The sequence below is a fragment of the Halocola ammonii genome, assembly GCF_049334165.1.
In the GTDB taxonomy this organism is placed as follows: Bacteria; Bacteroidota; Bacteroidia; order Flavobacteriales_D; family Sanyastnellaceae; genus JBEGHD01.
Genome location: NZ_JBEGHD010000005.1, coordinates 59,571 through 77,286 on the forward strand (window position 1 = coordinate 59,571; position 17,716 = coordinate 77,286).

General features: G+C 43.7%; 19 protein-coding genes and 2 tRNA genes. 12 read left to right on the plus strand and 9 right to left on the minus strand.

Annotated features, from left to right (window positions below; all coding sequences use genetic code 11):
* Positions 1-71 precede the first annotated feature (71 nt).
* Genes ABHV44_RS06475 through ABHV44_RS06485 form a run of 3 tightly spaced genes read left to right on the plus strand, consistent with a single transcriptional unit; the run spans position 72 to position 1,199 of the window.
* Positions 72-503 (plus strand): hypothetical protein, encoded by a 432-nt coding sequence (locus tag ABHV44_RS06475; protein ID WP_459073854.1) that lies wholly within the window; start codon positions 72-74, stop codon positions 501-503.
* Positions 504-522: 19 nt separating this feature from the next.
* The gene (locus tag ABHV44_RS06480; protein WP_459073855.1) at positions 523-990 is read left to right on the plus strand and encodes a hypothetical protein; all 468 of its coding nucleotides are present in this window, start codon (positions 523-525) and stop codon (positions 988-990) included.
* 50 nt (positions 991-1,040) lie between these two features.
* Positions 1,041-1,199 carry a lmo0937 family membrane protein gene (locus ABHV44_RS06485; RefSeq protein WP_459073856.1) on the plus strand — a complete coding sequence of 53 codons (159 nt, stop codon included), beginning with the start codon at positions 1,041-1,043 and terminating at the stop codon, positions 1,197-1,199.
* On the opposite strand, the gene ABHV44_RS06490 is transcribed toward ABHV44_RS06485, so the two are convergent.
* The 5 genes from ABHV44_RS06490 to ABHV44_RS06510 all read right to left on the minus strand — a co-directional run bounded on the left by ABHV44_RS06490 (position 1,196) and on the right by ABHV44_RS06510 (position 6,682).
* Entirely contained in the window at positions 1,196-2,653 is a 1,458-nt protein-coding gene (locus ABHV44_RS06490) for a two-component system sensor histidine kinase NtrB (protein ID WP_459073857.1), read from the minus strand. The genes ABHV44_RS06485 and ABHV44_RS06490 overlap by 4 nt on opposite strands.
* 6 nt (positions 2,654-2,659) lie before the next feature.
* Positions 2,660-3,109: a response regulator gene (locus tag ABHV44_RS06495; RefSeq protein WP_459073858.1), complete on the minus strand. Its 450-nt coding sequence runs from the start codon at positions 3,107-3,109 to the stop codon at positions 2,660-2,662.
* Positions 3,102-5,681, minus strand: a complete 2,580-nt coding sequence (locus ABHV44_RS06500; protein ID WP_459073859.1) for a PAS domain-containing protein — start codon at positions 5,679-5,681, stop codon at positions 3,102-3,104. Before ABHV44_RS06500 ends, ABHV44_RS06495 begins: the two co-directional genes overlap by 8 nt.
* Positions 5,682-5,794: 113 nt before the next feature.
* Entirely contained in the window at positions 5,795-6,220 is a 426-nt protein-coding gene (locus ABHV44_RS06505) for a hypothetical protein (RefSeq protein ID WP_459073860.1), read from the minus strand.
* A 33-nt stretch (positions 6,221-6,253) separates the two neighbouring features.
* Positions 6,254-6,682, minus strand: a complete 429-nt coding sequence (locus ABHV44_RS06510) for a lipocalin family protein (RefSeq protein ID WP_459073861.1) — start codon at positions 6,680-6,682, stop codon at positions 6,254-6,256.
* Between the two features lie 554 nt (positions 6,683-7,236).
* Between ABHV44_RS06510 and ABHV44_RS06515 the strand changes: the two genes are divergently transcribed.
* The 4 genes from ABHV44_RS06515 to ABHV44_RS06530 are packed head-to-tail and all read left to right on the plus strand — an operon-like array spanning position 7,237 to position 9,505.
* Positions 7,237-7,761, plus strand: a complete 525-nt coding sequence (locus tag ABHV44_RS06515; protein WP_459073862.1) for a Dps family protein — start codon at positions 7,237-7,239, stop codon at positions 7,759-7,761.
* A gap of 37 nt (positions 7,762-7,798) precedes the next feature.
* Positions 7,799-8,746, plus strand: a complete 948-nt coding sequence (locus tag ABHV44_RS06520; RefSeq protein WP_459073863.1) for a mechanosensitive ion channel family protein — start codon at positions 7,799-7,801, stop codon at positions 8,744-8,746.
* 7 nt (positions 8,747-8,753) lie between these two features.
* On the plus strand, positions 8,754-9,209 hold the full coding sequence (locus tag ABHV44_RS06525; protein ID WP_459073864.1) for a hypothetical protein: 456 nt from the start codon (positions 8,754-8,756) through the stop codon (positions 9,207-9,209).
* 56 nt (positions 9,210-9,265) lie between these two features.
* A complete protein-coding gene (locus ABHV44_RS06530) occupies positions 9,266-9,505 on the plus strand; it encodes a YtxH domain-containing protein (RefSeq protein WP_459073865.1) in 240 nt (79 codons plus the stop codon).
* 345 nt (positions 9,506-9,850) lie between these two features.
* Here ABHV44_RS06530 and ABHV44_RS06535 read toward each other — a convergent pair.
* The 4 genes from ABHV44_RS06535 to ABHV44_RS06550 form a co-directional block, all read right to left on the minus strand.
* Positions 9,851-9,936, minus strand: a tRNA-Leu gene (locus tag ABHV44_RS06535).
* A gap of 66 nt (positions 9,937-10,002) precedes the next feature.
* Positions 10,003-10,075: transfer RNA gene (locus ABHV44_RS06540), tRNA-Gly, on the minus strand.
* 96 nt (positions 10,076-10,171) lie between these two features.
* Positions 10,172-11,428, minus strand: coding sequence for a 3-deoxy-D-manno-octulosonic acid transferase (locus tag ABHV44_RS06545; protein WP_459073866.1), 1,257 nt, complete (start codon positions 11,426-11,428; stop codon positions 10,172-10,174).
* A complete protein-coding gene (locus ABHV44_RS06550; RefSeq protein ID WP_459073867.1) occupies positions 11,429-12,175 on the minus strand; it encodes a hypothetical protein in 747 nt (248 codons plus the stop codon).
* A 170-nt stretch (positions 12,176-12,345) separates the two neighbouring features.
* Here ABHV44_RS06550 and ABHV44_RS06555 point away from each other — a divergent pair, with 170 nt between their 5' ends.
* Genes ABHV44_RS06555 through ABHV44_RS06575 form a run of 5 tightly spaced genes read left to right on the plus strand, consistent with a single transcriptional unit; the run spans position 12,346 to position 17,703 of the window.
* Complete coding sequence (locus tag ABHV44_RS06555) at positions 12,346-13,476, plus strand: DegT/DnrJ/EryC1/StrS family aminotransferase (protein WP_459073868.1); 1,131 nt, start codon at positions 12,346-12,348, stop codon at positions 13,474-13,476.
* 7 nt (positions 13,477-13,483) lie between these two features.
* Positions 13,484-14,830 carry a UDP-glucose dehydrogenase family protein gene (locus tag ABHV44_RS06560; protein WP_459073869.1) on the plus strand — a complete coding sequence of 449 codons (1,347 nt, stop codon included), beginning with the start codon at positions 13,484-13,486 and terminating at the stop codon, positions 14,828-14,830.
* On the plus strand, positions 14,827-15,813 hold the full coding sequence (locus ABHV44_RS06565; RefSeq protein WP_459073870.1) for a UDP-glucuronic acid decarboxylase family protein: 987 nt from the start codon (positions 14,827-14,829) through the stop codon (positions 15,811-15,813). The genes ABHV44_RS06560 and ABHV44_RS06565 overlap by 4 nt, the downstream gene beginning before the upstream one ends.
* Positions 15,813-16,391, plus strand: a complete 579-nt coding sequence (locus tag ABHV44_RS06570) for an acyltransferase (protein WP_459073871.1) — start codon at positions 15,813-15,815, stop codon at positions 16,389-16,391. The genes ABHV44_RS06565 and ABHV44_RS06570 overlap by 1 nt, the downstream gene beginning before the upstream one ends.
* Positions 16,392-16,404: 13 nt before the next feature.
* On the plus strand, positions 16,405-17,703 hold the full coding sequence (locus ABHV44_RS06575) for a nucleotide sugar dehydrogenase (protein WP_459073872.1): 1,299 nt from the start codon (positions 16,405-16,407) through the stop codon (positions 17,701-17,703).
* The last annotated feature ends 13 nt before the right edge of the window (positions 17,704-17,716 follow it).

Genomic DNA, 17,716 nt, shown 5'->3' on the forward strand with positions numbered 1-17,716 from the left:
TTGCGGGAGATAAGCGGGTTTTAGAATTATGGAAAAGCTTTTGAAACAGAGTGGGAAAAAGAAAAGAGATTATGACAGTTGAAGAAAAGAAAGAAACCATTCGCCAACTTGATAAAATGATGTTGGACAGTGTAAATCTGATTTCAGAAGCAAAAGACCGCGCAGACGGTCAAATCGCAACTCGCTTTTTGTCAGACATGCTTGAGGACAGAAGTAAAATGCTCAAGAAACTGGATCAGATGGAAGTGAAGTTGAGATCTGAGATGCCTGACAATGAACAAGTGGGAGGTAGCGTGCAGGCGATGCTTTTGGATGACGAACTTAATGACAAAGAAATTCTAAGAGAAGTCCTCAATGGAAGTCGCGACTTACTTGAAGCGATGGAACAAGAAATGACTAAGCCGGTTGGTGACGAAATGAAATCAGTGCTACGAGAAAGTTCTCGCGAACTAATAAAGGACACTGAAAGAATGAAAAATATGATTGAGAAAAATGAAGTGTAAGAATAAAGACCAAAATGTTATGAAATTTTCAATGATTACCGTTTTTATCATGCTAGCCATTCCAGGCTTTCTCCAGGCTCAAAATCTGGATAATACCGAGGAAACGCTTGTTATAAATTATTTGCGCGATGCTAATCCCGGAGCCGAAGATGTAGATTGGATGAGGGTAGAAGGCACAGATAGAGTTCGAATAACATTTTCTGAAGACGGTGTAAAGCAATATGCGCTGGTGAATCAGGAAGCGGTTGAGTACGAGACAGGCTATTTGATTGACGAAGATGATTTGCCCGACCCTACTGATGGAGCTTTCAGAGACTCAAAGTATTCGGATTGGGACATTCATGGAATTTATGTCGCATCAACCCCTCGTCAAGGTGAGCTCTATCGCTTTGATGTTTCATCTGGCGAAGACACCCTTGTTACCCTTTACTACAACCAGCTTGGAGAGCGCATTTCTATAACTCACAATGTGAACCCTGCCCGATAGTAAAATCCTAAAGGACAGCTTTATAACTATTAATAAACAAAATCGCAATCATGAGAAATTTACTATGGTTAATTGCCATTATTCTGATAATAGGATGGCTAGTTGGATACGTTGGCTTTGCCGATGCAGTTGGATCATTTATCCACATTCTATTAGTGTTAGCTGTGATAGCTATTCTAATCCGATTGATCACCGGAAGAAAGGTCTAGATTTTTCCAGAGAAAGGAAGAGAGATGGTGAAAGCGGTTCCGTTTCCGGGATCGCTTTCAACATTTATTTGGGCATGGTGACTTTGAACAATGTTTTGAGTTGAGGTCATTCCCAGGCCCATTCCACTGTTCTTGCCCGTATAAAAAGGATCAAATAACTTTTCGACTTCTTCTTTTTTCATGCCGTGTCCATTGTCGGCAATACAAATGTTAAAAGCATCTTCGCTATTAAAAGTATTGACTTTCAGTTGAGGCGATTCCATGCCCTCCATTGCTTCAATGGCATTGGTGACAATGTTTATAAGAGCAATTTTCATTTTCTCCATGTCGAACTTCACTTTCCCTTTACACTCTTCGAAATTCGCAACAACATCTACTTCCAGCAACTTCAGTCGGTCGTCACTAAATTCGAGTGTGCTCTTCACAAGTTCATTTGGGTCGTGGGGCTGCAAGTCCAGTTCGCTCGGTTTCGCAGATTTTAGTAGCTCCGTTATCAAGTCGTTTATGCGGTGCGAATTTCTGCGAATGATGTCTGTGTAGATCGTCAAGTCTTCTATTCCCGCTTCGTCAAGGTCTTCCTTTAGCTGTTCGAGAGAGAGGTTGATGTTCGTGAGTGGGTTTCTCACTTCGTGGGCGATCATGCGCGCCATCTTTCCTGTCAGGCTGAGTTTTTCGGCAAGCCGAATGTCAGCCTCGGCTTTCCTCAATTCAGAAATGTCGTGGATTAGCCCCTGATAGCCTGTCATACTCTGCTTTCGATAGTTGAGCTCTGCCATAGAAATTGTGCAAGGGGCTTCAGAGCCATCGAGTTTCTTAATGGAGACAGGAAAGTTGTTGACAGCTTTTTTCTCATTCAGTTCTTTCAGGAAGTTGTCGTACTCTTCGTCCTTCACAAAAATGCTTTTGAGAGGAGTACTGTCAAGATGGTCTTCCTGTACTCCCGTCAACCGGGAGAAAGAGCTGTTTGCTTCGAGAAGTTTCAGGTTTTCATCAGCCAGAAAAATGGGATCGATTGACCTCGAAAAAAGCATTTGATAACGCTCTTGCTGCTCGAGAATGGTCTGTTTGTTTTCTGAATTTTCGAGCGCATATCGAATGGCCCGCTCAAGTGTATGGGCGTTGATTTCACCTTTTACCAGGTAGTCGACAGCACCGGCTTTCATCGACTTGAGGTCGATTTCCTGGTCGCCTTTTCCCGTGAGCATTATAATTGGTTTGGTACAACCTTGCGAGATTGCAGCTTCCAGAAGTTCGAGTCCGGTTTTTCGGCCTAACCTAAAGTCGACCAGGTAAAGGTCATGTTCGTTGTTGGCCAATTTTGGGAGTGCTTCGTCATAGCGACTCACCCATTCGAGATTGTACTTTTCTCCCATTTCCTCCAGGTAGTCCTGGGCGAGGAAATAGTCGTCCTCATCATCATCTACAAGTAGAAGTGTATAAGACGAATCAATCATAATTTTTTAATTTTTTGGAAGATCCACAACTCCAAACCAATACTCACCGATTTGACGGGTGACTTCTACAAGGTCCTTAAACATCACCGGCTTAGATATAAAAGAATTTACACCGAGGTCGTAGGTGTTCATTATGTCTTCTTCAGCTCGCGAAGTGGTTAAAATAACCACGGGAATTCTTTTAAATTTTGGATTCTTTTTGATTTCGCAAAGAGCCTCTCTTCCGTCCATTTTGGGCATGTTGAGGTCTAGCAAAATGAGCCCGGGTTTAGGGGCATTTGTTTCGTTGTATCCATCTCTTCTGTAGAGGTAGTCCATGAGTTGAACACCGTCATTAACAAAATTCAGATCGTGAGCCAGGTTATTTTCTTCCAGAGCTTCTTTCGTCAACATTCGATCGTCCGGATCGTCATCAGCCATTAGGATAACGATTCGTTTGTTCTTTTCTCTATTCATCTTTTAGTAATAAGCGATCGGGTAAAAATATATAAAATTCTGCTCCTTCCTCGGGCTTGCTCCGGGCTGTGAGGACCCCAGAATGATTTTCTACAATTTTTTTGCATACGGCCAGACCTATTCCTGTGCCTTTAAATTCGCTTTTGCCATGGAGTCGCTGAAAAATGGTGAAAATCTTGTCAACGTACTCCTGCTCGAAGCCAATTCCGTTATCCTTAATCACGATCTCGTGATATTTTTCTGAGTCAGCACTAAATTGGTTGTCGTGGCTAAAGACTTCGGAAGCGTCCACTTTGCGGTAGCTCACTTTTACTTCCGGTGGCGTTTCTTGTTTTGCAAACTTTATGGCGTTGCCGAGTAAATTTTGGAAAAGCTGTCTCATTTGAGTGCGGCTGCCGATAAAAGGTGGCAACTTATTTTCCTGAATAAGTTTTCCGTTTTTGGCACTGAGAGTAACGCTGAGGTCGTCCGACACTTCTTCGAAGATTTTTTGAAGATCGATCTTTTCTTCCCTTTGCTGGCCGCGGCTAACGCGACTAAAGGTCAGGAGATCGTCTATCAGAATCTGCATGCGTTCAGCTGCGTTCTGCATCCGGTCGACATATTCTTTGCCCGGGAGAGTATCGTCTTTGTCGTATTTGGAAAGAAGTCTATCGCCAAAGGCGCGGATTTTCCTCAGAGGCTCCTGCAAATCGTGGGATGCGACATAGGCAAATTGCTCCAGTTCCTCGTTCGATCTTTCCAGATCTTCCATCGCAGCGCTTATCCTCTTTGCAGAAAAAACTTCGTTGGTGTTGTCTCTGACAGTTCCTACAAAACCAGCGAAATTCCCATTTTCATCTTTTTTGACCTGAGCCAGCTCTTTGAGGTGTTTTATTTTGCCGTTGATTTTTATACGGTAATTCACCTGATAAGGCATTTCGCGCATCCTCGCTTCCCTAACGATATCTTGATTTTCCTTGAAATCTTCTTTTACGATGTGGCGGGTCATGTATTCGTAGGAAGGCTGGATTTCATCGTTTTCAAGTTCGTAAATCTTGTACATGCCTTCCGACCAGATCACTTCATTGGAGTTGGTGTCCCATTCGAAACTACCGATGCGCGCAATACTTTCGGCTGCTGCCATGAGCTGTGCCACCGAACTGAGTGCAGATTCGGCTTTCCTTCTTTCGGTAATGTCGATGATCGAGCCAGCCATTCGGATCGCTTTTCCTTTGCTGTCAAAGTTTACCTGAGCTGTAGCGTGAAACCATCTGTATTCACCGGATTTAGTTCTCAGGCGATACTCCACCTGATAGGACTTTTCTCCCTTGAGTGCCTGGTTGAGTAGTTCGAAAGTTCTTTTTCTGTCTTCAGGATGCAGGAGTTCCCTGAACAATTGAATGGTTGCCTGCACTTCATTAGGACTGTAGCCTAGCAGTTCGTAGAATTTAGGTGACCACCAGGTGGCGTCTTTATTCACGTCAGTCCAATCCCAAATTCCTGCACTACTCCCTCGCAGCACCAAGTCGTAGATTTCTCTCGACTCAGCAAGTGCACGCGTAATGTTGTGGAGCTCTGTAACATCCCTGCCTTCAGCAATCAGCAAGCTAACTTTGCCCTCTTCGTTGAACACAGGTTTTAGCGAGAAGTCGATTGTCGTTGTTTTTTCATTGCCTGGCCGAATGTGTAAATCACTTCTGAAGAACTCACCAGAACTGGCCGTTTTGATTGCTTTGCGAATGGTTTTTTTGCCTTGCTTGTCGAGTATGTTTCCGGTCATTTCTGCCAATGGCATTCCTTCTATCTCGTCTTTCTTCATCTTTAAAAATGCCAGAGCCGGTTTATTGGCGTCAATCATTTTTCCAGCAGCGTCAGTGAGTCCCACAAACTGAAAAGACTGATCGAAGAGTGCCTGGAATTTAAGGTTACTTTCCAAAAGTTGCTTCTCACTTTTAGTTCTCTTCTTCAGGTCGTAAGAAATTTTGAGGAATGCGACCACCACAATGATTAGTGTGATAAGTCCGAAAAGAACTGTTTGAAAAAGCACGTCAGAAGTAGAGTCTTCGAAATCTGCTATTCGCTGTTGCATCAAAGCTTTGTCGCGGTTTTCGAGATCTCTCAGATAGCCATTGATACGGATCGCTCTTTTGTTGGCTTCAGAAACCAGGTTGTTGATCAGAGATTCGCTGCTGTTTTGATCTTTGAGATGAAGAGCATCATCGAGATCTTGTTTTTGCTCGATCAAAAGCTCGTCTATTTTAAGGAGAGGTATTTTTTGAGTTGTGTCGCGTGCTGCGTTTTTTGCTTGCTCAATATTTTCTGCAACCCGACTCATTTTTGCGGCATAGTCTTCTCTAAATTCTTCCCTGCCGGATTCAAGATAGTTTTCGTGAGCCTCCAATCCAGCTTCAAAATGATCGGCCAGCTCACTTATCTTTTCCTGAAACTCTTCGCTTCTAGAAATCCATTCCACATCATTTATCGAATTATTGAGTTTCACGTAAGAAAAAATCGTGTATGCGATAATGAGTAGAAAGGCCACTACAAAAATGTAGTTTAACCTAAGTTGCTTTAGCTTCAGTGGTTTCAAATTGGATTGTGTTTAAACAAAAATGACAGAGGGAAGATTCCCTCTGTCAAATATATTAACCTGAATGGATTCTGTGTTACGCAGTGGGTGGATACCACGCAATACTTGAAAATCTACAAGGGCTTCAGGTGTAGTTCAATGTTGCCACCAGCTTCTTTGAGCCAAAGCTCTTTTTCTTTTAGACGAAGAATGTCATAGAGTCTGTCTGCATCATCGTCTTCAAAGTCGAGCTGCAACTGTTCCTTGCTATCTTCAAAAGACCAGGTCCCATCAGTTTCGTACTCAAAAGTGAGGTCGCCCAGGGTGTAAAGGGCAGCCAGTGAAGCATCACCATCATCAAGCATTTCAAGCTCATACTGATCGTACTGGTCTGTTACGTCTTCACCATCGTCCAGGGCTTGTTCAATTTGCCAGGTGTTGGAAATTCTAGCCTTTTTGCTTCTGAAACTAATTAGAGGTCCTTCTTCATACTTGGAACAAGAAGTGAAAAGTGTTGTCGCGAAAATCGCGAGCATTCCTATTGAAAATATTTTATTCATTGCGATTTTGTTTTAAAAATTAGCTTACTGTTTTTACTTCTCCTTTAGGTGGATTTCAGTTTCACCACCAATTTCTCTGAGCCAGAGCTCGTCCTGAGTGAGCCTCAAAATCTGGTAGGTGTTGTCCTGTTCATCATCCTCGAAGTCTAGAGATAGATTCTCTTCATCGTTTTGAAATTCCCAGGTTCCATTGGTAGATGTCTCCACTGTAACTCCTCCAAATTGATACTCTGCATCAAGCTCAGCATCACCGTCAGACGTTAGGTAAAGCTCGTACTGATCGTAATTCTCAGTAATTTCTTCACCATCCTCATACACCTTGTCGTATTCCCAGGTGTTGGCCACTCTTTCGTCTCTCGGTACCAGACTTACTCCGGGACCGTCTTCATATTTACTGCAAGAAGTAACAGTAAAAAATAAAAATGCGGCAATCACTGCCGCGGACATTTTAATGCGTTTCATAAAAATTAGATTTTGTTTTACAGCAGCTTTCGGACTATTACCGTACCGATCCAATGAGCGGTCAATTTTGAATAAACCTGCCAGAGGTCTAAAGCCTTTGGCAGACAGGTCGTTGCAAAAGTGCTTTTGCAAAGAATTAATCTAGAATCATTTCTAATTTTCAATTTGATGGAAGTGTTAAGTTGCCCATTTGCGTCCCCACACTTGAGGAGTATTTGAAACTTTTACCCGTAGCACCTGTTGTATTTCTGCTCTTTGATAATTATCGAAAATCCTTCCAAAGCTTTTTTTTAGTGGTTATTAATTTCCACAAAAACCTCAAGAAATGCGGTTTTTCCGCACATATCGAGAATAAAGTTCTACAACAAATTAGTGCTTTAAGTCTCTTCTGTTTTGGAGGTTTCAAATGATTACCTATTAAATGGTTGAAAATCAGGGAAAAACCATTGCCTATCAATCATTGTTGCCAGTAGTGGTACAGAAAATGAATTTCTAAAGGTGGAAGGATAGAGCATTAACTCTATATTTTTCAAATTGAATTATTTAAAGAAATTATGAAGTCAACTACAATATCAGATTTAAACGTAACTTCACTAGACAGAACTCAAATAAAACCTCAAACCGGAATTTCCGATGAGGAGAGAGAAAAAATAAGTGAGGGTCTGAAAAAGATTCTTGCGAATTCTTACGCTCTGATGCTGAAGACTCAAAATTATCACTGGAATGTAAGAGGGCATCTCTTTAAGCCAGTTCACGAGTTGACCGAAGCTCAGTATGAAGATCTATTTCAAGCGATTGATGTAATCGCAGAGAGAATAAGAGCGCTCGGAGTATTAGCTCCTGGTAGCTTTGAAAAATACTCAAACTTGAGTGTTTTAGATAAAAATAACGAAGAGTACTCCGGGGAAGAGATGATAGCAGATTTGGTGAAAGGTCACGAAACAGTAATTAAAATAACCCGTGACCTCATTCCTCTCGCAGCCGACACAGTAGATGAGGCAACTGTTGATATGCTGACAGAACGACTGGAGTTTCACGAGAAGAATTCTTGGATGCTTCGTAGCTTTTTAGAATCATAAGTTTTGGAAACGATTTTCTCAACCTGAAGTCGTATAGATGAATGAAATATTACAAACATTAAATGCAGAGAAGGCTTACAACTTGATAGCTGAGAAGCTCGATAGTTGGATGCAGACTGCAATTCAGCTGTTACCTAATTTTGTGGTGGCAGTGATCGTTCTTATCGTATTTTGGTTCAGTGCGAAGTTGATCAAGAAATTGACCGAGCGCATTATGCACCGCTTTTCTGATAACAAGGGGCTGATCAGCCTGATGTCAGCAACACTTTACATCGCGGTGATGGCAATTGGAACCTTTGTTGCTCTCAGTATTTTACAGCTCGATAAGGCTGTTACATCACTTCTAGCCGGTGCGGGTATTATTGGTTTGGCACTGGGTTTTGCCTTTCAGGACATCGCTTCAAATTTTGTTGCTGGAATTTTAATGGCTACCAGAAAGCCCTTCCGTGTTGGAGATATTCTTGACACGAACGAGCATTTTGGAACAGTTACAGAAATGAATTTAAGGGCTACCATAATTAAGGACTTTCAAGGCCAGGAGATCATTATCCCGAACAAGGAGGTTTACCAAAAGCCCATAAAGAACTATTCGCGTTACTCAAAACGTAGGATTGATTTGGCCGTGGGAATCTCTTACGGAGAGAACTTGCAGAAAGTGAAGGATGTGGTGTTGGAAGCTATTAATAGCATTGACATGGTAGACAAATCGAAACCAGTTGATTTTGCTTACAACGGTTTTGGCGACAGTTCAATCAATTTCGATATTTATTACTGGGTGTCGCAACCGAACCAAATGAACTACAATATGGCGGTAAGTGCCGGAGTGATGGCTATCAAGAAAGCCTTTGATGAAAACGATATTACAATTCCATTCCCAATACGAACTTTGGACTTTGGAATTAAAGGAGGTGAAAAGTTTCACCAATCAGTGAATCAAATAGAATTTTTGAAAACAATAAACTCAAATCAAAACCCTAAAAATTAGATTAAAGATGAAACGCGAAATCAGAAACATCCTTACAGTTAGCGCCTTTTCTCTAGCACTTGTTATTTCAGGTTGCAACGGAAATTCTGAAAACAACTCTGCAGAGTCTGAAATGAATGAGACCATGGAGCAAACAGAGGCCAAATTCGAAGAACAAAAGCAGAAGACGATCTCAATGCTTGAGGAAAAAAAGGCTGAAATAAACGAAGAGCTTGAAGATGCAAAAATGAAAGCAAACGAAAGCTCTTCGGAAGTAAGTGAAGAGCTCGAAGCTCAAATGAACGACCTGGAAGAATGGAGCGGAAAGCTAGATGATAAGATCGATGAACTCCGCGGAGCCAATCAGTCAAACTGGGAAAAGCTTAAAGAAGAAGCTGATGACTGGGGCACAAAAGTTGATAATCAACTAGAGGAGTTTTCGACTGATGTTGAAGATTTTTTCAAGGGTGACGAAAGAAAATAGCCAGAATAAATTGAACAAGAAAACTTTTAATAACAGCAAAAAATAGGAGGATTATTATGAACGATACGTCAAAAGTATTAGTAGCAACAATTAGCGGAGTGGCACTAGGAATAGCAGCAGGTCTGCTAATCGCCCCACAAAGCGGAAAAGAGACACGCGATCAACTTGGAGAACAAGTAAAAAAGGCCAAAAAAGATATTGATGGTCTGATCGCTAAAACGAAATCTGCAACTGCCGAGGCAACCAAAGAAGCCAAGGCTGCAGCTAACAACATTAAAAGCGCAGCAGCGAAGTAATATAGCTGTTTGCTAGGTTGAGAAGACGGCACTTTCCATAATGGAGGGTGCCGTTTTTTTTTTGCTCATAAATTGAGTTAGTGAAAAGATAGTTTTACACTTTCGCTGCAGCTTCAGTGCACAAGTGGAGTGTGAGTAATGAGACCCTTCTTCGCTGAAGCTTGTGCCTCCGCTAAAGCTTTGGCGACACGCGGACGAAGGCTGAAAGAAAAACAGTGTGGTGTGTCTCGCTCTAAATTGGAATGTGAAAAGAGAGTGTGAGTTGGAGTGTGAGTAATGAAGGAAAATCAGTTTAGGCAAGTGTAATTCGCTCTTGCTCCATACTCTTGCTCTAAACTGATTTTGTACCCGGGACGGGACTTGAACCCGTACGGCCATTGCTGGCCATTGGATTTTAAGTCCAACGTGTCTACCAATTCCACCACCCGGGCAAATGAGTTGAAAAACAACAAACCCCGATCCCGCTTCACGGGTCGGGGTTCAGTCATTTAACTTAGAGCGAGAAACGGGATTCGAACCCGCGACCCCGACCTTGGCAAGGTCGTGCTCTACCAGCTGAGCTATTCTCGCATTTTTTAGGTGAGGCAAGGCCTCTGTACTTTAAAGAACATTTCGTTTAGGGCTGACAAATGTAAATAATTCTGTAAATCAATCAACTTTTTTCCGTCACACTTTTTGCTTGCTCCCAACGATCTGATTATCCGAAAGGTAAGCTACAATTTTTTCTGTAGCTCCTTTGTGGCGCAGCACATAGTTTCCACTAATTTCACCCATTTTTTCGCGTTCGGTTGAATTCTGCACTAGTTTTTTGAGTGCATGGACTATCCCTTCCGGGCTTTTAACCGATCGCGCTGCTCCCAGTTTTATTAGATCTTTTGCCTCCTGAAACTTGTCGAAGTTTGGACCAAACAGTACCGGCATTCCAAAGGTAGCAGCCTCAAGGATGTTGTGAATTCCTTTTCCAAACCCTCCGCCCACGACTGCAATTTTTCCGTATTGGTAGAGCTGTGAAAGCATGCCCATGTTATCGATTATCAAAACCCGCGACTGACCCACCTGATCGAGTGTAGCTCTGGAAAAGCGTATCGATTCATCGAACTGGGCTTCAATGTCTCTGATGTGTCCTTCGTGAATCTCGTGTGGTGCAATAATCAGTTTTACGCGGCTGTCACTTGTCTTCAAAAATCTGGCAAGAGCGGCCTCTTCTTGTGGCCAGGAGCTGCCCGCAATAATGACCAGGCTGTTTTCAGCGAATAGCTCAACCATCGGCACAGGTCTGATGTTTTGTGCGACCTGAGCGACTCTGTCAAATCGTGTGTCACCAGTTACGGTGGAATTGTCGAGGCCGATATCCGAGAGAAGGTCTGCCGTGGTTTGGTTCTGAACGAAAAAGTGGTTAACGGCTCTAAGCGTTTGTCTGAACCAGCCGCCATACCATTTAAAAAACCGCTGCTCAGGACGAAGGATCGTGCTCACACTAATCAATGGGATGTTGCGGTGTTGAAGCTCGAGCATGTAGTTGGGCCAAAACTCATATTTTACAAAAACAGCAGCTTTCGGCTTTACAAGATCCAGAAATTTCTTCGCTTTCAGCCTGGTATCTTCAGGGAGGTAGAAAATGAAGTCTGCGTTTTCGTAGTCTTTTCTGATTTCGTAGCCAGAAGGAGAGAAGAATGTCAGCAAGATTCTCTCGTCTGGATATTCCTTTTTTATCCGCTCTATAATCGGCCGTGCTTGTTCGAATTCTCCGAGGCTGGCGCAATGCACCCAAACCACCTGATGATCCGCCACCTTCGATTCCTCCAATTTCTTAAAAAGACCTCTCCGTCCAAGGGTCCACTTGAAGGCCTTTCGATTGAGGGGTGACGAAAGCCGGATGAAATTCGCGTAACTGCCTACAGATAAATTATAGAGCCAACGCATTTAATAGAGGTAATAATCCTTTGGAGCTCGCTTGCGCAAATGAATGATCCATCCAGCGCGAACACCAAAGAGTTGATCCATTCTTTTTTCAGTGTCAAACTCCTGAGTATCGAAGTTGAATCCACGTTGGCTTTGAGTGAACCCCTGGTAAGCTTCAAGACCGACATAAAAGTTTGCCAGGCGCGAACTACTCATATAATAATATCCGAGAAACTGAGTGAGGGCAAGGCCGTTGGTCATTCTGTCGTAGCCTTTTTCGTAATCACCGTCCAGCTGGTTGATTTCATTAACCTGATTCTCGAGTCGAATTCTGTGTTGCAATAATCCGATGCCACCTTTTACTAACAAACCAGAATTTGGATTGGGGCCCAAAAAGTTGAAGAGGTAACCTCCGCTCAGAGTGACAGTGAATCCGCGACCCTCTACCAGTACTTCTGAAATCTGGCCCTGGTTGTCGAGAATCTCTCCGTTTTCGGTGTAGAGGTTTTGCATGAGTCCCGGTTCTGTGACCCGAGCTCCAAACATGAAACTAAAATCTACCCCGTAATAAAAATTATGGGCGTCCTTGATGTTGAAGCTGCCGCCAATATTCGAGAATTCCCCGAATCGATCAGCCATATCGCCACCCGGCCATTGATAGGAGTAGTGCACCGAAAGGTGAGGAGCAAAAACTGTTGTGTCCTTGATTTGAGCAAAGCCACTAGTGAAAAAGAGCGTGGCTACGAGAACTAAAATCGATCTAACCATGGGGCGAAGATAGTAGAATTAATACAGAAATAAGGTGTGGATTGAACGACTATTGCCGCTGAAAATTGCAGCTCTAAGAGAGTGATTTGGATGGTTTAACAAACTTGTTAAAGGGCTTTCCAATGGGCAAATTTGCCTATATTCGCCCTCCAAAAATAGACAGATATTTTATGAGGAAAATCCAGATGGTAGATCTGCTAGCGCAGTATGAAAACATCAAAGATGAAGTGGATCACGCAATTACGGACGTGGTTCGTTCTTCGGCCTACATCAATGGTCCGGAAGTAAAAGACTTTCAAAGCGAGCTCGAGACTTACCTCGATGTGAAGCACGTGATTCCATGTGCTAACGGTACTGATGCCTTGCAAATCTGCATGATGGCACTGGACCTAAAGCCAGGTGATGAAGTGATAACAGCTAGTTTCACTTATGTAGCCACAGCCGAAGTCATCGCCTTGCTAAAACTCAAGCCGGTGCTTGTCGATGTAGATCCCGATACCTTCAATATCGACCCTGAGGCAGTGGAAGCTGCCATTACCGATAAGACAAAAGCCATTGTTCCGGTGCATCTTTTTGGCCAGTGTGCCGATATGGACCGCATCATGGAAATTTCTAAAAAGCACAACCTGCACGTGGTAGAGGATGCTGCTCAGGCAATTGGCGCCAAATACACTTTCAAAGACGGTACTACAAGGTCAGCTGGCACAATGGGTGATTTTGGTGGTACATCGTTTTTCCCTTCCAAAAATCTTGGTTGCTACGGTGACGGAGGAGCGCTCTTCACCAATGATGACAAGCTTGCGGAAAAAGCACGAATGATTGCCAACCACGGCCAGTCAGAAAGATATTATCACGATAGGGTAGGAGTGAACTCTCGCCTGGATTCCATTCAGGCAGCAATTCTTAGAATAAAGCTGAGAAAACTCAACGAATACAACGAGAACAGGAGAAAAGCGGCTGATTACTACGATCAGGCATTTGCCGATGTAGACCTGATTGAAACACCATTGAGATCGGAAAGGTCGACTCACGTTTTTCATCAATATACTCTGAAAACAAAAGGCATCGACCGTTTTGCACTTCAGGAATTTCTCAAAGACAGAGATATTCCTGCCATGGTTTATTACCCGGTGGCGCTCCACATGCAAAAAGCGTATAAGGATGATCGCTACGGTAAAGGAGCTTTTCCTGTAACCGAAGAACTCTGCGAAAGTGTAATTTCGCTGCCCATGCACTCAGAATTAACTAAAGACCAACAAGATTACATAATCCAGGGCGTTCTGGATTTTTACAAAAAATAATTGAGCGATGAATATTGCTGTTGTAGGTACAGGCTATGTAGGATTGGTTACCGGAACTTGCTTTGCAGAAACGGGAAACAACGTGGTTTGTGTCGATATCGATGAAGATAAAGTAAAGAGAATGAAAGCCGGTGAAGTGCCGATCTACGAGCCTCACCTCGATGTGCTTTTCGAAAGAAATATCAAACAAAACCGACTGTCTTTCACTACTGTGCTGGAAGAGGCCGTGAAGGATGCTCAAATCATTTTTCTGGCTCTGCCAACTCCTCCGGGAGAAGACGGATCTGCGGATCTGTCCTACGTGTTAGGTGTGGCTGAAGAGCTCGGTAGCATGATAGAAGACTACAAGGTGATCGTTGACAAAAGCACTGTGCCAGTTGGAACTGCAGAACTTGTTGATGAAGCAGTGGCTAAAAATGCCACCGTGCAGTTCGATGTTGTTTCTAACCCAGAATTTTTGCGTGAAGGATTTGCTGTGGATGATTTTCTGAAGCCGGATCGTGTGGTGATTGGAACCACTTCGGCTCGTGCGAGAAATATTATGGAAGAGCTTTACAAGCCTTTCACCCGTCAGGGCAATCCGATCATTTTCATGGATGAAAAATCTGCAGAGCTCACAAAGTATGCGGCAAACGCGTTTTTGGCAACCAAAATAACTTTCATGAACGAAGTGGCCAACTTCTGCGAGAAGGTTGGAGCCGATGTAGACAAGGTGAGAATCGGAATAGGGACCGATACCAGAATCGGAAAAAGATTTTTGTTTCCTGGAATTGGCTACGGTGGTAGCTGTTTTCCAAAAGACGTTCAGGCGCTGCACAAATCAGGTCATGAGTTTGGTTACGAATTCCAAATTCTAAACTCTGTACTTCGTGTGAATGACGAGCAAAAAACGATTCTTTTCCCTTCGATCGAAGGTTATTTCAGAGGAAATCTCCAGGGTAAAACGATTGCACTTTGGGGGCTCGCCTTCAAGCCGGACACTGACGATATTCGCGAAGCTCCGGCTCTCTACATGATTGAGAAGCTCACCGCAGCAGGAGCGAAAGTAAAAGCTTATGATCCGGAGGCTATGGAAAATGTCCGCAGCCAAATCGGTGATAAAATAGAATACGCTTCTTCACAATACGAAGCACTTGACGGTGCTGATGCTCTCCTGATTTGCACAGAGTGGCCGGTTTTTAGAAACCCCGACTTTGACAAGGTTGCAGGTAAGCTTGCAAACAAGGCTATTTTCGATGGTAGAAATCTTTACGAAATTGAAAAAATGAAGTCGCTCGGTTTCTACTACAAGAGCATCGGAAGAGAAACAGTGGCCGAAGTTTCGGCTAAAGAATCGTCAACCAGCGCGTCATGAAAAAAGTGCTCATCACGGGAGCAGCAGGGTTTTTAGGTAGTCACCTTTGTGATCGGTTTATCTCTGAAGGATTTTATGTGATCGGGATGGATAACCTGATTACCGGAGATCTCAAAAACCTGGAACATCTGATGCCCCACGAAAATTTTGAGTTCAACCACCACGATGTTACCAAATACGTGCACGTGCCGGGAGAGCTTGACTATGTTCTCCATTTTGCCTCACCGGCAAGCCCGATCGATTATCTCAAGATTCCGATTCAAACTTTAAAAGTTGGGTCGCTGGGAACTCACAACTGCCTCGGTCTGGCAAAGGAAAAGAACGCAAGGATTATTGTAGCATCGACTTCAGAAGTTTACGGAGACCCGACCGTACATCCGCAGAGTGAGAGCTACTGGGGAAATGTGAATCCAGTCGGGCCACGTGGTGTCTACGATGAAGCCAAGCGTTTTCAGGAGGCAATGACGATGGCTTATCACACCTACCACGGGTTGGAAACGCGGATCGTACGAATTTTCAATACTTACGGCCCGCGAATGAGGCTCAACGATGGGCGCGTTTTACCGGCATTTATCGGTCAGGCGCTGAGAGGTGAAGATCTCACGGTTTTTGGCGATGGATCACAAACGCGCTCCTTCTGCTACGTTGATGATTTGGTTGACGGCATTTACAAATTGCTTTTCAGTGACTGTGTAGATCCGGTAAATGTGGGTAACCCAGATGAGATCAGCATTGCCGACTTTGCTGAAGAAATCATCAAGTTGACCGGTACCGATCAGAAAGTGGTATACAAGGATCTTCCAGTTGATGATCCAAAGCAGCGCCAGCCAGACATTACCAAAGCAAGAAAATTGCTCGGTTGGGAGCCGAAAGTGTCCAGAGCTGAAGGACTTCGGATAACTTACGACTACTTCAAGGGCCTACCTGAAGAAGAGCTCTACAAAAAAGAACATAAGAATTTCGATAACTACATTCGCAGCTGATGGACTACTTTGCTCATGAAACGGCCGTGTTGGACGAAGGCTGCACCATTGGTGAGGGCACTAAGATCTGGCATTTTTCGCACATCATGAAAGACAGTGTGTTAGGTGAAAACTGCAACATCGGACAAAATGTGGTGGTGTCTCCAGGAGTGAAGCTCGGCAAAAATGTAAAGGTTCAAAACAATGTGTCCATCTACACTGGAGTGGAGTGCGAAGACGATGTGTTTCTCGGCCCCTCTTGCGTTTTTACAAATGTGATTAATCCTAGAAGCGCAGTGAATCGCAGAGGTCAGTACGACAAAACGGTGGTGCGCAAAGGTGCGAGTATCGGTGCCAACGCTACGATAGTTTGTGGAAATGACATCGGTAAATTTGCATTTATTGGTGCTGGAGCTGTCGTTACCAAAGAAATTCCTGACTACTCGCTTTGGGTTGGAAATCCCGCAAAGCACATCGGCTGGATGAGCGAGTACGGACACAGACTCCATTTTAACGAAGACAATGAAGCCACTTGCGAAGAAAGTGGTGAGAAATATATTTTGAAAGACAATGCCGTTTCTAAAATCGGCAAGGATTAAGTTTTAGATTCCAATGATTTACGATCAACTAATAAATAAAGAGGCGAAACTGGCGGTAATCGGGCTGGGTTATGTTGGGTTGCCAATAGCACTCGAATTTGCCAAAGAAATCCAGGTAATTGGTTTCGACATCAATGAGAAGCGTGTGGACATGATGCGCAATAACATTGACCCCTCTCACGAGCTTGAGTCGTCTGATTTTGAAGGCAAAGACATAGAGTTCACCAGCTCGCTTGACAAACTCGCGGAGGCCAGCTTCTACATCATTGCGGTTCCAACGCCTATCAACGCCAGCAATCTTCCTGATCTCGGGCCGGTGCTGGCAGCGTCACGATCTGTTGGTAAAGTGCTGAGCAAAGGAGATTATGTGGTTTACGAATCTACTGTCTATCCGGGCTGCACTGAAGACGATTGTATTCCGGTTTTGGAAAAACATTCCGGGCTCAAAAAGATTGAAGATTTCAAAGTCGGTTACTCTCCCGAGCGTATTAATCCGGGTGATAAAGTGAACACGATCCGCTCGATCAAGAAAGTGGTTTCTGGTATTGATGATGAGTCGCTTGAGCAGGTAGCCAAGGTTTATGAACTTGTTATAGATGCCGGTGTTCATCGCGCGCCTAATCTCAAAGTGGCCGAGGCTTCAAAGATTATTGAGAACACCCAACGCGACATGAACATCGCCCTGATCAACGAATTGTCGATCATTTTCAATCGTATTGGAATAAATACGTATGATGTTTTGGACGCTGCAGGGACCAAGTGGAACTTCCTCAAATTCACTCCCGGGTTAGTGGGAGGGCACTGTATTGGTGTTGATCCTTACTACCTTACCTACAAAGCAAAAAAACTTGGTTATCACTCCAAGGTGATCAATTCAGGCCGATACGTGAATGACTCGATGGGCTTTTACGTAGGAAAGCAAACGGTTAAAAAGATTCTTGAGCGCAACAAAAATGTGCTCGATGCACACGTTTTGGTGATGGGAGCGACTTTCAAGGAGAACGTTTCAGACATCAGAAATTCTAAAGTTCTGGATGTGGTTCGCGAGCTCGATTCTTTCAGCGTGAAAGTAGACTTGGTCGATCCTCATGCAGATCCAGAAGAACTGCACCAAGAATATGGTTACAACCTCATAAAAGAGCCAGCAAAGAATAAGTACGATGCGGTTATCGTGGCGGTCAATCACAAGGATTATTTGGATCTTGACGAAGAGTACTTCGAATCACTCATGAACGATGATGAAGGGGTGCTCGTGGATGTGAAAGGAATTTACCGCGATAAGATAAAGCGCCTGGTTTACTGGGGATTGTAAGAACACAGAAAAA